The sequence below is a fragment of the Stappia albiluteola genome (assembly GCF_014050225.1).
Classification (GTDB): domain Bacteria; phylum Pseudomonadota; class Alphaproteobacteria; order Rhizobiales; family Stappiaceae; genus Hongsoonwoonella; species Hongsoonwoonella albiluteola.
The window spans coordinates 401,218-415,829 of sequence record NZ_JACFXV010000043.1 but is presented as its reverse complement, the minus strand read 5'-3'; the positions used below and the strand labels follow the sequence as shown (position 1 = coordinate 415,829).

At 60.5% G+C, this 14,612-nt stretch carries 12 protein-coding genes; 6 read left to right on the top strand and 6 right to left on the bottom strand.

All coding sequences use genetic code 11. From position 1 onward, the window contains the following. Positions 1-51: 51 nt before the first annotated feature. The 3 genes from H2509_RS06190 to H2509_RS06180 all read right to left on the bottom strand — a co-directional run bounded on the left by H2509_RS06190 (position 52) and on the right by H2509_RS06180 (position 3,261). The gene (locus H2509_RS06190) at positions 52-762 is read right to left on the bottom strand and encodes a class I SAM-dependent methyltransferase (protein WP_182163350.1); all 711 of its coding nucleotides are present in this window, start codon (positions 760-762) and stop codon (positions 52-54) included. Continuing rightward, positions 759-1,208 (bottom strand): DNA polymerase III subunit chi, encoded by a 450-nt coding sequence (locus H2509_RS06185; protein ID WP_182163348.1) that lies wholly within the window; start codon positions 1,206-1,208, stop codon positions 759-761. Before H2509_RS06185 ends, H2509_RS06190 begins: the two co-directional genes overlap by 4 nt. A 550-nt stretch (positions 1,209-1,758) precedes the next feature. Further along, positions 1,759-3,261 carry a leucyl aminopeptidase gene (locus H2509_RS06180; RefSeq protein ID WP_182163346.1) on the bottom strand — a complete coding sequence of 501 codons (1,503 nt, stop codon included), beginning with the start codon at positions 3,259-3,261 and terminating at the stop codon, positions 1,759-1,761. 313 nt (positions 3,262-3,574) lie between these two features. Between H2509_RS06180 and lptF the strand changes: the two genes are divergently transcribed. The 6 genes from lptF (at position 3,575) to rsmA (ending at position 11,329) form a co-directional block, all read left to right on the top strand. Beyond that, positions 3,575-4,762, top strand: a complete 1,188-nt coding sequence (lptF, locus tag H2509_RS06175) for an LPS export ABC transporter permease LptF (RefSeq protein WP_182163344.1) — start codon at positions 3,575-3,577, stop codon at positions 4,760-4,762. Between the two features lies 1 nt (position 4,763). Then, on the top strand, positions 4,764-5,861 hold the full coding sequence (gene lptG, locus H2509_RS06170; protein ID WP_182163342.1) for an LPS export ABC transporter permease LptG: 1,098 nt from the start codon (positions 4,764-4,766) through the stop codon (positions 5,859-5,861). A 4-nt stretch (positions 5,862-5,865) separates the two neighbouring features. Then, positions 5,866-8,310: an LPS-assembly protein LptD gene (locus H2509_RS06165; RefSeq protein WP_209001814.1), complete on the top strand. Its 2,445-nt coding sequence runs from the start codon at positions 5,866-5,868 to the stop codon at positions 8,308-8,310. 190 nt (positions 8,311-8,500) lie between these two features. Beyond that, positions 8,501-9,427, top strand: coding sequence for a SurA N-terminal domain-containing protein (locus tag H2509_RS06160; protein ID WP_182163340.1), 927 nt, complete (start codon positions 8,501-8,503; stop codon positions 9,425-9,427). 21 nt (positions 9,428-9,448) lie between these two features. Continuing rightward, positions 9,449-10,468: a 4-hydroxythreonine-4-phosphate dehydrogenase PdxA gene (pdxA, locus tag H2509_RS06155; RefSeq protein ID WP_182163338.1), complete on the top strand. Its 1,020-nt coding sequence runs from the start codon at positions 9,449-9,451 to the stop codon at positions 10,466-10,468. Positions 10,469-10,480: 12 nt separating this feature from the next. Then, positions 10,481-11,329 carry a 16S rRNA (adenine(1518)-N(6)/adenine(1519)-N(6))-dimethyltransferase RsmA gene (gene rsmA / locus H2509_RS06150; protein ID WP_182163336.1) on the top strand — a complete coding sequence of 283 codons (849 nt, stop codon included), beginning with the start codon at positions 10,481-10,483 and terminating at the stop codon, positions 11,327-11,329. Positions 11,330-11,338: 9 nt separating this feature from the next. On the opposite strand, the gene H2509_RS06145 is transcribed toward rsmA, so the two are convergent. From H2509_RS06145 to H2509_RS06135, 3 genes are all read right to left on the bottom strand, one after another. Beyond that, the gene (locus H2509_RS06145; protein WP_182163334.1) at positions 11,339-12,619 is read right to left on the bottom strand and encodes an amidase family protein; all 1,281 of its coding nucleotides are present in this window, start codon (positions 12,617-12,619) and stop codon (positions 11,339-11,341) included. 127 nt (positions 12,620-12,746) lie between these two features. After that, positions 12,747-13,358, bottom strand: a complete 612-nt coding sequence (locus tag H2509_RS06140; RefSeq protein WP_182163332.1) for a hypothetical protein — start codon at positions 13,356-13,358, stop codon at positions 12,747-12,749. Positions 13,359-13,389: 31 nt separating this feature from the next. After that, positions 13,390-14,568, bottom strand: a complete 1,179-nt coding sequence (locus tag H2509_RS06135; RefSeq protein ID WP_182163330.1) for a gluzincin family metallopeptidase — start codon at positions 14,566-14,568, stop codon at positions 13,390-13,392. Positions 14,569-14,612: the final 44 nt, after the last annotated feature.

Genomic DNA, 14,612 nt, shown 5'->3' with positions numbered 1-14,612 from the left:
TTTACGCCTTCGGAAATTGGGTCAGATAAGGGCTTCCTTGCTCGTACGACCCTATTCGGGACGCCGGAATTCCAGCATCTTGTGCGGGATCACACGATCGGCCCGACTAACGTCATAGGCTTTCTCGGCGACGAGACCGAGACCCGCAGCCTCGAAGCGAGACAGCTCCGAAGGCTCAAGTGGCCAAGGCGGACCGTTGACCTCTTCGCCTTCCTCCCGCACCCGCGTGATCACAAGGAGCGTGCCGCCAGGCGTGACGAGTTCGGCGATCGCAGCAAACGCCTGATTCCTCAGTTGGCCGTGAAGCGCCTGAACGGTGTAGCATTCGTGCACGAGATCGAACGATCGGTGCCATTCCGTTGGCAGATCGAAAAGGTCCGCCTGACGATAATCGACCTTGCTTTCCGGGAAGCGGCGGCGCGCCCACTCGATCGCGCCTTTCGAAAGATCGAAGGCGGTGGTCACATATCCGGAGGCGGCAATCGCTTCCGCGTTGTCGCCAAGCCCGCAGGCAATGTCGACAGCCCGCTTTCCATTGCCAGGATGCGTTGTCAGCCAGTCGCAAAGTGCCGCCTTCGGTTTCAGATCGGCCCAGGGCACGGCGGCAGGGTCGCCTGCGGCTTGCTCGTACACCGCCTCGAACCAGGATGCGCGTGCATCCCCATCGCCGCCTTTCGACCCGAACAGGAGATCGAGGCGCGCGCGGGCAGCATCGCGACGGGCCATGAAGTCAGCGTCCGTATCGTCATCGGTACCGCTCATGCCTTGCGCTCCCAGCCACCCTGCTCCGTCTGCTGCCAATAAGTGATCTGGTGGCCGGCATCCTTCGCTGCCGTCCAGTGGCTGCGCGCTTCCAAGACGGCCTCCGGATCGTGGCCGTCGAACAGAAAGACAGCGCGCTGATAGGGCGACAGATCTGGCGGTTCGGCACGATCGACAAGAAAACGGACGTCCGACCGATTCGGATTGTCGGAGCCCGCCGTGAGATAGACAGGCTGATTTTCCGCAGGTCCGTCCGCAGAAGTTCCATGCGGCAAAAAGGCCTCGTCGCGATAGGTCCACAAATGCGCGTCGAGATGAGCGCAGCGCTCGGGCGAACCGGTCTGCACGGTGGCACGCCAACCGCGCTCAAGGCATTTCTCGAGCAACTCGGGCAGCACCGATTCGAGCGGACGTAATGTCAGGTGGTAGAACAGGACTTCGGCCATGAAGGAACTTTCAATCCACAGGCCGGTCGGCGCAAGTGCGGCTTTCCGGCAACACCATTCCAGCCTCATTTTTCCGCATACTACCTACCTGCTCTGCGTCGCGGCATCAATTCATACGCCTTCTCAATAGCTTACACATGATCTTCCGGCCAGGGCGGTGAAGTCCGTGCCCTGATCCGCGCCATTCCTTCGCCTTTACTTCGCCAATCCTTTTGTCATTAACGCTTTCCCAACGTGCCCGGGAGATTCTCGGTTCCGGGGATGGGGATGTTTCGTGCTCTGCGTCACAGCCTCTAAAGCGAATTCGGTCTACGCCGGAGCCTGGCACGGGTTAACTGGAGTGTTTTTTATGGCTGTGCGAATTGCCCTTTTCTTCGGACTGGTCATGGGCCTTGCCGGCGCGACGATTGCCATGGGCACGGTCGTCAGCGAAGCAAACAGCACTTGTCAGGCCTACAAGACCTGCTGAGGCAACCTCGATTTTTCCGAAAGAAAAAACCCGTCGTTTCCGGCGGGTTTTTATTTTTTAGCAAGCCTGCGTGCGGGTCCCCTATTTGCCTTCGTAGAAACCCGCTACCAATCGCTCCAGCAACCTGACACCGTAACCGGACGCCCAGCCCTGGCTCAGCTCTGTCTTGGGGCTGCCCATCGCCGTGCCGGCAACATCGATGTGAACCCAGGGCACGTCGTTGACGAAGCGCTGCAGAAACTGGGCCGCGGTGATCGAGCCTGCCGCGCGGCCGCCGGTATTCTTCATGTCCGCATTCGGTGTATCGATGATCTTGTCGTAGTCCTTCGACAAGGGCAGCCGCCAGACCTTTTCATCCGCATCGAGGCCGGCCTTGGTCAAACGCTCCGCCAGTTCGTCATTGTTGGAGAAGATGCCGGCATGGTGGTGACCGAGGGCGATGATAATCGCGCCGGTTAGCGTGGCGAGGTTGATCATGAAGGCCGGCTTGAACCGCTCCTGCGTATACCAGAGCGCATCGGCAAGAACGAGGCGGCCTTCCGCGTCGGTGTTGATCACCTCGATCGTCGCACCTGACATCGCGGTGACAATGTCGCCGGGGCGCTGTGCATTGCCGTCCGGCATGTTTTCCACGAGCCCGATGACGCCGATGGCGTTGACCTTCGCCTTTCGCGCTGCAAGCGCGTGGATCAGACCGGTCACGGCGGCGGCGCCGCCCATATCGCCCTTCATGTCCTCCATGCCGCCGGCCGGCTTGATCGAGATGCCGCCGGTATCGAAGACGACGCCCTTGCCGACAAAGGCCAGTGGCTTGGCATCCTTCGCTCCACCATTCCAGCGCATGATCACCATGCGGGGCGGACGCACGGACCCTTGAGCAACACCAAGAAGCGCATGCATCTTGAGCTTCTTCATGTCCTTCTCTTCGAGGATTTCGATCTCGACGCCGAGCTTTTCCAGCTCCTTCGCCCGTTTTGCGAACTCCTCCGGCCCCAGCACATTGGCCGGCTCATTGACGAGATCCCTGGCCAGGATCACGCCGTCCGCAACGCCTTCGGCATCGCTCCAGGCCTTTTTTGCCTCCTTGGTGTTCTCGATGCCAATCGCGATCTTGATCGGTTTTTTCGGCTCGCCGTTCTCGTCGTCGTTCTTCTTCGACTTGTATTTGTCGAAAACGTAGCTGCGCAGCTTGATGCCGGCGGCAAAGCCGGCGGCAGCACCGGCCGAAACTTCGCCCTCCGGTGTTTCCAGAAATATTGCCGCATGGTCGGCACGAGCAGACTTGAGGGTGCCCATGACCGTACCCCCGAGTTTGGACCAATCGTTTTCCCCGAGGTCGGAAACCTTGCCGAGCCCAACCAGGAAGACGCGGTCGCAGGAAAGCCCGGCAGGCGCCACGATATCGAGGATCTTGCTTTGCTTCCCGCTGAAGGAGGCGGCTTTCGCCGCCTTCTCGATCAACCCCGGTGAAGCGGCCAGGAACTCCGATGCCGCCGGTCCGGCAACCAGGTTTTCGTCGACGAACACCACAGCCGCGCCCTTCTTGGGTGCCGCCGGTTTTGCAAAGAAAATTTCAGGAAACAAGGTGCGGTCCTTTTTTGGTGATGCTTATCGTTGAATGCTTCGGTTCGATGAGTGCTACCGTATTGCAAACGAAGCGTCAGGAGGAACGTTCCCGCCCCATTTGCGATGCTTCGGCAGCCGCGCATGCGCAGACTTCGAATGCCAAACAATGGCGCGCCAACCGCAATCCGGCAAGCGGCGGAGCACTTTACAATTTGCTAACCCTTTTTCTTCCGCGATTCTTTACCTAAATTCGCGCTAAATCCCATCGCGCGCCCCCGCCCCGCGGAATGGCTTGCGCTTGTGCACGAAAACCCGTCCGTCAGGCCAGCTTATGAAAACCTTTGAGCGATATGTGCTGCGCCGCCTGACATTTACATTCATGGCGTCGCTGGCCGCCTTGGCGGGCGTGGTGTGGGCCACGCAGGCACTACGCGAACTGGACCTGGTCACCTCCAAAGGCCAGACGATTGTGCAGTTCATCGGCATTACCATGCTGGCGATGCCGTTTCTGCTGCTTATCGTCGCGCCCTTCGCCTTGCTCATCGCGCTGATTCTGGTGCTGAACGCGTTATCGCAGGACAGCGAGTTGATCGTCATAAGCGCTTCCGGCGCCTCCCGCTCCATCCTCCTGCGCCCCGTGATCGTGTTCTCGGCAGCCGTTTCGCTGCTTTGCGCAGTCCTTTCGACCTATATCTCCCCGGCCAGCCTGGCCTTGCTCCGCAATGAAGTCGCACGCGTTCGCGTCGATCTCGTCGCAAATATCGTGAAACCCGGCCGCTTCATCGGTGTTGAGGACGGCCTCACGTTCCATATCCGCAACCGCTCCGGCGACGGGCAGCTCGACGGCCTGATGCTGCATGACGAGCGGGCGGAAGATACGATCTTCACCTATGAGGCAGCGCGCGGTCACATCATCGAGGCGGCAGATCGAACCTTGCTCGTCATGCAGGATGGTACCATCCAGCGCCGATCGCGCGGCAGTGGCGCCATTTCCATCATCCGCTTCCAGTCTTATGCCTTCGACCTGTCGAACCTCATCCCCGAGGCAAGCGCACCGGTCTACAAGCCGAGCGAACGCTCGATGGCCGAATTGATGTGGCCATCGCCGGATGATCGATACGCCGCGGAGAAAAGAGAACGTTTCGTCGCCGAGCTGCACGATCGACTGAGTCAGCCACTTTATCCGCTGGCTTTCGGCATGATCGTCTTCGCCTTTCTCGGCAATGCCCGCACGACCCGTCAAAGCCGAAATCTCGCCCTGCTGGCGGCGATCATCGTGCCGATCTTGCTCAGGACGGCAGGCTTCGGAGCGCTCACCCTGATTTCGTCCGTTCCTTCAGCTCGTTTCGCGCTCTATGCCGTGCCGGTCGCAGGGTTTCTGATCGCCGTCTGGTTTAACCTCGCATCGTCGCATCCCGCATGGCTTGAACGCATCCACGACAGACTGGAGCAGGTGACTGAGCGGCTGGAATCGTTCCTTTCCCGCCGGAGCGCAGGCCCTACGGGCGGGGCGGTCTGACATGCAGGTCAAGGGACGCACGCTCGCCAGCTATTTCTCGCTTCGCTTCATCGCCGCAATCGCAGGCCTCTTCCTGCTGGCTGCTGTGCTGATCTTCGTGTTCGATCTGCTCGAGCTGGTAAGGCGCGGCGGCGATCGCGAAGGCTTCTCCCTGCTGCGCGTCGGCCTCATCTCGCTGTTGCGCGTTCCGCAACTGATGGAACAGGTGCTGCCGTTCGCCGTGCTCTTCGGCTCGATCGGCGCCTTTCTTTCGCTCAGCCGATCGCTGGAGCTGGTGGTCACGCGGGCTGCGGGCGTTTCGGTCTGGCAGTTCGTGGCGCCGGGCTTCTTCATCGGTCTCGTCATCGGCGCCCTGGCTATTACCGTCTACAATCCGCTGGCGGTCCATTTGCGGACCTGGTCCGACGATATGGCGGTCGGGCTGTTCAGCCACGAGCAGAATTTCCTGATCGATACCCAGGAGGACATCTGGCTGCGCCAGGACGGCGAGGATGGAGAATCGATCCTGCATGCACGCCAGCTGGCCGATCGCGGTCAGCGGCTCGTTGGCCTCACCATCCTCGCCTTCAATCGCGAAGGCCTGTTCATGGAGCGCATCGAAGCCGATGAAGCGAGGCTTTCGTCGGGTCGCTGGAACCTCATCAATGCCACCGTATACACGACCGAGGGCGATCCGCAGCAATTCCGGTCCTATTCGGTAAGCACCTACCTCACGCCGACCGAGATCCAGAACAGCATCGCCGCACCCGAATCGGTCCCCTTCTGGGATCTCCCGCGCGTGATCGAATTGTCACAACGCGCGGGATTACCGGCTTATCGATACTCGCTTCAATATCAGGTACTTCTCGCCCGTCCACTGCTTCTGGCCGCTATGGTGCTGATTGCAGCGTCGGTTTCACTTAGAGTTTCCAGGATGGGTGGTATCGGGAGGCTGATTCTGGGTGGAATCGTAGCCGGGTTCGTGCTTTACGTTCTGTCGGAACTGGCGAAGGATTTCGGCGGGGCCGGAATCGTGCCGCCCGTCATCGCAGCTTGGGCGCCTGGAATTTTGGGAATCTTGATGGGATCAACGATCCTTCTGCATCAGGAAGACGGTTGAGTTTATGAGTATGCGTTTCGTCTTCCCGCAACCGGCGAAAGACGCCCGTAGCCAGCAGGCTGCGGATGCGGAGGGCGTTTTGCGCCCCGCATCCTCGTGGCTTCTGCGCACGACCTGCCTCGCAGGGCTTGCAGGAATTCTCATCGGCATAAGTGCCATTCACGCCTCCCCGGCGCTTGCGCAGCAAGATCCGGCGAGTTCTCTTCTCGGCGCACTGCAGAAACCGGCCGACTCAAACACACCGCTTCTTCTGGAGGCGACCGAGCTTCGCTACGATTTCGATCGGGATGTGATTTCGGCCGTCGGCGACGTCCAGATCTACTACGACAACTATGCGGTCGAAGCGGATCGGGTGGACTACGACCGTCGCAACAGCACACTCAAGGCCAGCGGCAACGTTCGGCTGACCGAGCCGGATGGCAATGTGCTGACAACACAGTCGATCACGCTTTCGGACAATCTGAGGGACGGTTTCGCCGAAGCCCTGCAACTCGATACGCCACAGCGTACACGGTTCATCGCAGATACCGCGAAGCGGGAAGCCGGCAACAAGACGACATTCGAGAACGGGCTCTACACGGTCTACACCCGGCCGACGACACCTCCGAACAAGCCACCGCTGTGGCGTGTTCGTGCCGCCAAGATCGTGCACGACCAGCAGGAGCGCACGATCTATTACGAGGATGCGTCGCTGGAATTCTTCGGCAAGCCGATCATCTACCTGCCCTACCTGTCGATGCCGGATCCGACCGTACGAAACAAGTCCGGTTTCCTCATCCCCTCGGCAGTGGTCGGCAGTCGTGTCGGCGCCGGCCTCACCATTCCTTACGAAGTTGCCCTCGATCCGACCTACGATCTCCTGCTGCAGGCAACGCCGCTGACCAAGCAGGGCGTACTCGGTCAGGCGGAATGGCGCCAGCGACTGGATACCGGCAGCTATTCGATTTTTGGCGGTGCGATCCTTCAGGCCCAGCCGGGCGAATTTGCCGGATCGAGCGGCGACCGCCGTTTCCGGGGCGTCATCGGCTCCGAGGGCAAGTTCGACATCAACGAGCGCTGGAATTGGGGCTGGGATGTTTCCTACCGCTCCGATCGCGCCTTCCTGAAGGATTATTCGTTTACCGAGTTCGGCTCCGCGAATGACATTTCCCGCATCTTTCTTGAGGGAAATACCGAGCAGAACCGCTTCGAAGCCAACGCCTATGCATTTCGCATATCCCAGGAAGACTATGTTACCAGCCCACCCTCGCTGAACGCGGCCGGGTTTGCGCCTGTCGGATCCCAGCTACAGGACAAGCAGCCCTATGTTCATCCGGTGGTCGACTACAGCTATATCTACGGCGAACCGATTGCCGGAGGCGAACTCTCTTTCGTCGGCAACCTGACCAGCCTGACGCGTGACACGACGGATGCGATCAACGTGAATACGGTGGACCGCTTCCGCGGCGTGGAAGGCACGTTCACCCGTACGACCCTGGAGGCCAGTTGGCGGCGGTCGCTGATCGATCCGCTTGGTCAGGTCTTCACGCCGTTTGCCTATGTGAAGGGCGACCTGTTCTTCCTGGCATCAGCCGATCAGAACGTGACCGCACTGACCGGCGACGCCGTTGTGGCGAACGGCATGCCCGCGGTCGGCCTCGAATACCGGTATCCAATCATTGCCACCTTCGAAGGCGGCAACCACGTGTTCGAGCCGGTCGCGCAGATCATCGTGCGCCCCGACGAGCAGCGGATCGGGCAGTTGCCGAACGAGGATGCGCAGAGCATCGTGTTCGATTCCACGACGCTGTTCGAATGGGACAAATTCTCCGGTTTCGACCGTAGCGAAGGCGGCACCAGAGCCAATCTCGGCGTCAAGTACAAGGTGCAACTTGAGGAAGGCAGCTATGTGAGCGCGTTGTTCGGCCGCTCCTATCAGCTTGCGGGCCTCAATTCCTACATCAAACCCGACATTCTCGATGCTACAGGCGATTCGGGTCTCGACTCCACGCAGTCCGACTACGTCAGCAGCGTCTATTTCGATACGAGCCATGGCTTCCGTCTGGGTGCTCAGGCGCGATTCGATGGCAGCGACCTCGGTGTGCGGCGCGCGCAGGTGCAGGCATCGGGAATCTACGGTCCTGTCGTCGGCACACTCGCCTATGCGTTCTTGGATTCTCAACCCGATCTCGGCATCGAGGATTCGCGCGAGGAAATCCTCGGTTCCTCAAGTCTGCGGCTTGAAGAAAACTGGCGGCTTTTCGGAGCCCTTCGCTACGATCTCGTCAACGACAACGTTGTTCAGGACACTGTCGGCGTTGGTTACGACGACGAAGGCTTCTCCATCTCCTTCTCCTATTCGGAAGACCGCAGCCGCAACAACGGTGAGCCGGTGGACCGGCTGTTCTTCCTGAGGGTCGGATTCCGAACCCTGGGTGATACGCAGGTTTCCTCGGGAGTAGGTCAATAGGGGAGAGGCCGACATGGCAATGCAGGAATTACTTGCCACTGTTTAGGCTGAATTTCCCCGCAGAAAGCGCTGGCCGGCATCGCTCGAAAGGCGAAGTGCCCGGCTACTCGCAAATCCTTGCGGCAATTCTCGCAATATTCGAGGATACCGCCCGTGCAGGATTCAGGGCGGAATTGAACGGAGCGGAATTATGAAACTGTGTCATGGCCTCCGCGCGGCTCTCCTGCTGGCAGCGATAGCTCTGACAGGCGCCACTCCAGCCGTATCCGCCACGTCGATCGAAGTCATCGTCAACGACAAGGCTATTACCAGCTACGACGTCGATCAGCGGGCCAAACTGCTTCGCCTGACCACGCGACGGTCGGCAGCCGCCGCGCAGAAAGCGGCGCTGGAAGAACTTGTCGACGAAACACTCAAACTGCAGGAAGCGGAAAGACTGCGCATATCCGTCTCCAAGGGGCAGGTGGACGAAGCTTTCGGCAACATCGCGCAGAATGTGAAGCTGACGCCGAGCCGCCTGGAAGCCGCTCTCAAACAATCGGGCGTCAATCCCGGAACGTTGCGCGATCGGCTCAAGGCAGAGCTTGCGTGGAGCCAGGCCGTGCGAAACCGTTTCCGCGCCACGGTGAAGATCACGGATTCCGACGTTATCGCAGCCTTGCGCAAGGACGGCGGCACCGAGAACGCGAAGAGCGTGGAATATACGCTTCAATCCTATGTTTTCGTCGTTCCGTCCAAGGCATCGAACGACTTCAAGGCAAAGCGCAAGCGAGAAGTCGACCAGTTTCGCGCCCAGTTCACCTCATGCGAGGAAGGCGAGAAGACCGCGAAGGGGCTCAATGAGGTCGTCGCCCAGCCTGCGCGCCGCCGCCTCGAGGCGGAATTGCCCGGCAATTTGAAGGACGCGGTCCAGAAGGTTTCCGTCGGGCGAACCACTGAGCCGACACTTGGCGCCAAAGGCTTTGAGTTTTTTGCGGTTTGTGACAAGCGCGAAATCGACGGAGACGTCGACGCGCGCGTTGCAAAGGAAGCGGAGCTGCGCAACAAGGAAGGCGAAGCGTTGTCTCGCCAATATCTGCGCGAATTGAGGCAGAGAGCGCTGATCGATTATCGCTGACGCGAATCCGAAAGCTGCTCCATGCGCTCACTCTCTCTTCCGGTCGCCCTCACAATGGGCGAGCCGGGCGGTATCGGCCCGGATATCACTCTTGCCAGCTGGCTGCGCCGCTTCGATGAGACGCTGCCGGCATTCTACGTCATTGCCGATCCCGGATTGCTGGCTGCGCGCGCCGAACGCCTCAAGCTGCAAGTGCCGATCCGGGTCTGCACAGCCGACGAGGCGCTGAGCGTATTCAGTAATGCCCTCCCCGTCGTCCCGCTCGACCGCGAAATCAGCGATGAGCCGGGCGAACTTCGCAGTGCCAACGGCCCAGCCGTCATCGCGTCGATCGACCGCGCCGTGGACGATATCCGACAAGGCAAGGCAGCGGCTGTCGTCACCAACCCAATCCACAAGAAGGCGCTTTATGATGCCGGGTTCGACTATCCCGGCCACACGGAGTATCTGGGCGCACTGTCAGCGCGCTTCGGCATTGCCAGCGCACGCCCGGTCATGCTCCTCGCCGGTCCGGACCTTCACGTAGTTCCGGTAACCGTGCATATCCCGCTGAAGGATGTTCCAGGCACACTCAGTCGGGAACTGATTGCTGAAACCGGGCGTATCGTCGCTGCCGACCTGAAGAAAAGATTCGGTATAGAGGCACCGCGCCTGGCCTTGTGCGGTCTCAATCCACATGCCGGCGAAGGCGGCACCATCGGGCGCGAGGATATGGAGATCATCGCTCCGGCAGTGGCTGACCTGCGGGCGGAAGGGATAGACGCGAGCGGTCCCTATTCTGCCGATACGCTCTTTCACGCCCGGGCGCGGACAACGTATGACTGCGCGCTCGCGATGTATCACGATCAGGCGCTCATCCCGATCAAGACCATTGCCTTTGACAGCGCGGTCAACGTCACGCTCGGCCTGCCTTTCGTGCGCACGTCACCCGACCACGGCACCGCGCTTTCACTCGCCGGGACCGGCAAGGCGCGACCGGACAGTCTGGAAGCCGCGTTGCGCCTTGCAGCCGCACTTTCAGATCCGCATTCGGTGGATTGAGGCCGGAACCGCATGGCGCAAATCGATGACCTTCCCCCGCTGCGCGACGTGATCCGGGAACACGGCCTCGATGCGCGCAAGTCGCTTGGGCAGAATTTCCTGCTCGACCTGAATCTGACGCTGAAGATCGCCCGCGCCGCCGGCGATCTCACCGACGCGACTGTTCTCGAAGTCGGGCCTGGACCAGGCGGGCTTACGCGCGCGCTCCTCGTCGCCGGCGCAAAGAAGGTCGTCGCCGTCGAGAAAGACCGGCGCTGCCTGCCTGTTCTGGCCGAAATCGCGGCACGCTATCCCGGCCGGCTGGAAATCATTGAAGGCGACGCGCTGGAGGTCGACCTGACGGCAATCGCTGCCGGCGAACCGCTGAAGATCGTGGCAAACCTGCCTTACAACGTCGGAACGCAGCTTCTGCTGCAGTGGATCGCCAGCAGCGAGTGGCCGCCGGTATGGTCCTCCCTGACGCTGATGTTCCAGAAGGAGGTCGCCGAGCGAATTGTTGCCTCCCCCGGATCCAAGGCCTACGGCCGTCTCGGCGTTCTGGCGGGTTGGCGCACCAATGCGGAGTTGCTGTTCGACATCAGCCCGAAGGCCTTCACACCGCCGCCGAAGGTCACCTCCGCGATAGTCCATCTGACGCCAAGGGTCGAGCCCCTCGCCTGTCCGCTCAAGGCCTTGGAACAGGTCACTGCCGCTGCCTTCGGACAGCGGCGCAAAATGCTGCGGGCAAGCCTGAAAAGCCTGTGCCCGGATGCCGAGGACAGGATCGTGGCCGCCGGACTGGAACCGACACGCCGGGCTGAGGAAATATCGGTCGAAGGCTTCGTCGAACTTGCGAAAGCCTTTCGCGCGGAAGCGGGATGATACCTGCCTTCAGGCGGGAAGCATCGGTCTCAAGGTTTCGGCGATATCGAGGATTCGCCAGTCCGTTCCCGAAGACCCGGCGATCATCAAGGCGTGAGCCTGGCCACCGCCTCCCCCACCCACTGGCATTGTAATCGCGCAGCCATCCGCCAGATTGATCAGCGACGGATTACGCAGCATGGCGGCATTGAGCCGGTCGAAATCCGCTTCGGTATCCGCAATCGTCGGCGTGAGGATCTGCAGGGTCGGGGCCAGAAGCCCGTCGAAGCCGGTCAGGACTTCGCCAAATCGGCGCACGGTGTCGGCGCGCAGCCGGTAGGCGTCCTGTATCTCCGTTTTCGACAAAGTTTCGGCAAAACGTATGCGCTTCAGCACGCGAGGGTCGCCGACTTCCTCCAGCCTGTGGAGCGAGCCCGCATAGATCGCATGCGCTTCGACGGAAACGATGATCTTGTTGACGAAAAGCGCATCTTGCAGGAAGCCGAGTTCGATCTCCCGTATCTCGTGACCATGCTTGGCAATGTTCTCACAGGCATCGTCGAACGCATCGGCAATCGGTTCGTCCAGTTCGTTGGTGAGAGCCCCGCGGGGCTTTGCGAGTCGAAGCGGCTCGCGACGCGATTTGGCGCTCGGCCGCCGCCCCCCGCTCATCACCTCGAATGCGTCAATCGTCGTTGTCAGGTCGCCCGCCAGCGGCCCAACGCTGTCCAGCGTCTGCGACAGCGGATGCACGCCCTGTCTTGAAACGGCCGATTGGCTGGGCTTGAAACCGTAAATGCCGTTCGCTGCAGCGGGGATACGAACGGAACCGCCGGTGTCAGTGCCAAGCGCGATATCGCAGATGCCAAGCGCGACCGTCAGCGCGCCTCCCGACGTCGATCCACCAGGAATGCGGCTGGCGTCCAGTGCATTGCCGGGCGTTCCATGGTGTGGGTTTAAGCCAACGCCGGAATAAGCGAATTCGCTCATCGCGGTTCGGCCGAACATCACGGCACCGGCCGCTTTCATGCGGGCCACGACATCGCTGTCGGCCCCTGCCGGCGGTTGGTCGGCAAGAAGCCTTGAGCCCGCCGTGGTCCGATATCCCGCCTCGTCGAAGAGGTCCTTCACGGACACGAGCATGCCGGCGAGCGGAAGGGCCCTGCTACTGCCCTCCACCGCCGTTTCGGCTCTTGCTGCATCATCGAGGATTCGCTGCGGGTCGAATTCCGTGAAAATGCCGGTCGCCCGATCGCCCATGCTTTCAACGCGGGCAATTGCGCTTCTTGCCTTTTCGACGATCGTTCCCATCTGCCGCCTCTTGCCGCCGGAATCACCCTTCTTCCGGCCGGAGCATATTCCGTTCAGATCGAGCCAACCAGAACGACAAGACTATGCTCGAGGCACTGAGCCTGGGCTTCTCGACGGCGGCGCAAACCTATTCGGTCAGGCGCCCGCTCCTGTGGCTTAGCGCCATCGTTGCCCGGTAGGTTGAGGGAGAACGCTTGCCAGGCAGGTTCGCTTCAAGAACCACCTGTTCGATAAAGCCCTGATTCACCTCGATTTCGATACACTGGTCGAGCTTGTCGACCACCCAGACCTTGTAATCCGGCTTGTTGTGATATCCGCAATCGTCGGCTGGAATGTCGACACCCTGCGCCGGGATCAGCATCACTTTCGGCTTCGGCAGGTCATAGCAGTGCCCTTCATACGAATAGCCGAAAATCACACCCGCCTCGAGCTCATCGTCGGGAGAGGAGTTCAGGCAAAGAAGGGCAACAATCGATCCCAAAGATGTATTTGAGATATTTATCAGAGAAATTCCCGGTATCGAAGCCGGCGAACCACCCTTTTTCGCTCCTGACGCCCCTGCATTTACGGAGATATTAAACCTGTTGCCTCCGGAGCTGACTTCAAATGAGTTCGCGCCTTTCGCCAAAATACTCTGACTTCCCGATAGGCCGTACAGGCGCACTTCCGTAGGATTGTACGCCTTGGAACTTCCGTCCGGATTTTTCAAAGAATAGGTCGGCTTGTGAAAATCGCTCATATTCCAATCTCCCCTCGAAGGTTCTCCGCCGTCATACGATCTCCCGCCAGCGGAAATTGATCTCGAATTGCCGGGCAAGCCCCGGCCTCAGTTCGTCGGCGGCCTCGATCACCGCAAGCCCCGCGTCTTCGACATTCAGCCCGTCCGGCAGCAATCGATCCCAGGCACGTGCCAGCGAAATGCCGACAAAGTCCCGCGCCTCGGTCAGTGCGGCCTTGAAGAGGAAAGGCCGCGCGCGATAGGCATCTGCGGTGAAGGCGTTGATATGCTCGAGCAGAGCCTCGTCGAACTCCCGGATGTCCAGGTCGAGCAGGCGCTCGTCGACCAATCCGTCGGCTACGAGCAAGCCGTGGAACGTATCCGCGATCGTATCGAAAATGGCCCCGGTAAAGGGACGCGAGCGATCGTGGATCTCGCCGGTTACTTCCGACATGCGGCGGGAATTGCTGGCGAGGCGGATCTGCCGTTCGCCGGCAAGTTCGGCGATCCGGTTCAACTCGTTCAGCGTCAGCAGGTTGCCTTGCGAACCCCGCAGCAGGCGGTCAAGCCCACTGTCGAAATGCAGGAAGGAGATCAGAGATACGAGATCGGCGGACGCTTCATGGAACGCCCCGAAGTCCGGCGTATAGCGCCCGTCCTCCGGCACGCCCATCAGCGAAAACAGGATCGAATGCCCGACTTCATGGGCGATGGTGTCGAAATTCAGCGCGAAGGGAAAAGGTTCACCTGACGCATCGCGCTCGATGCCGAGTTCCAAAAAGCCGTAGCCCGACTGGGCGTTCTCCCAATCGAGCCACGGAATGATTTCAAGCCGCTCGTACGTTTCGGCGAAATGCCAGTCGATGGGCCTTCCAAGGTAACTTTCCCAGATATCAAGCACACGGCTCACGCAGGCAAAGGCATGTGCGGAAACAAACGCGCGTGACGATGTGGGAATGGTATCGAAGTGCCCGTCGGGCCCGGCCGTCGCCGGCTCGAACGTCTCGCCTGTGAACGGTGGCAGATAGGGAAACTCGTAAGGATCTTTCTGCAGCGCCGGATCGCGCACATAGATGCGGCGATCCGCAGGGCCAGGCTGCAGAGAGGCCGGGTCGGTCGAGATCCACACGGTTTCGGGCGTGCCGTATCCCGGCACATGCGGTGCCTGCGGATAGATCAGAAATCGAGTGCCCAAGCTCGCAGGATTGCTCGTCGGAGGGGCGGACAGCATATGCAGCTCCCTAACGATGCCGCAACGTTACTACCTTCTTCTTG

Coding starts and splice junctions, on each gene's coding strand:
- H2509_RS06190 (WP_182163350.1), bottom strand. CDS start 762: ATGAGCGGTACCGATGACGATACGGACGCTGACTTCATGGCCCGTCGC.
- H2509_RS06185 (WP_182163348.1), bottom strand. CDS start 1,208: ATGGCCGAAGTCCTGTTCTACCACCTGACATTACGTCCGCTCGAATCG.
- lptF (WP_182163344.1), top strand. CDS start 3,575: ATGAAAACCTTTGAGCGATATGTGCTGCGCCGCCTGACATTTACATTC.
- lptG (WP_182163342.1), top strand. CDS start 4,764: ATGCAGGTCAAGGGACGCACGCTCGCCAGCTATTTCTCGCTTCGCTTC.
- H2509_RS06165 (WP_209001814.1), top strand. CDS start 5,866: ATGAGTATGCGTTTCGTCTTCCCGCAACCGGCGAAAGACGCCCGTAGC.
- H2509_RS06160 (WP_182163340.1), top strand. CDS start 8,501: ATGAAACTGTGTCATGGCCTCCGCGCGGCTCTCCTGCTGGCAGCGATA.
- pdxA (WP_182163338.1), top strand. CDS start 9,449: ATGCGCTCACTCTCTCTTCCGGTCGCCCTCACAATGGGCGAGCCGGGC.
- rsmA (WP_182163336.1), top strand. CDS start 10,481: ATGGCGCAAATCGATGACCTTCCCCCGCTGCGCGACGTGATCCGGGAA.
- H2509_RS06145 (WP_182163334.1), bottom strand. CDS start 12,619: ATGGGAACGATCGTCGAAAAGGCAAGAAGCGCAATTGCCCGCGTTGAA.
- H2509_RS06140 (WP_182163332.1), bottom strand. CDS start 13,358: ATGAGCGATTTTCACAAGCCGACCTATTCTTTGAAAAATCCGGACGGA.
- H2509_RS06135 (WP_182163330.1), bottom strand. CDS start 14,568: ATGCTGTCCGCCCCTCCGACGAGCAATCCTGCGAGCTTGGGCACTCGA.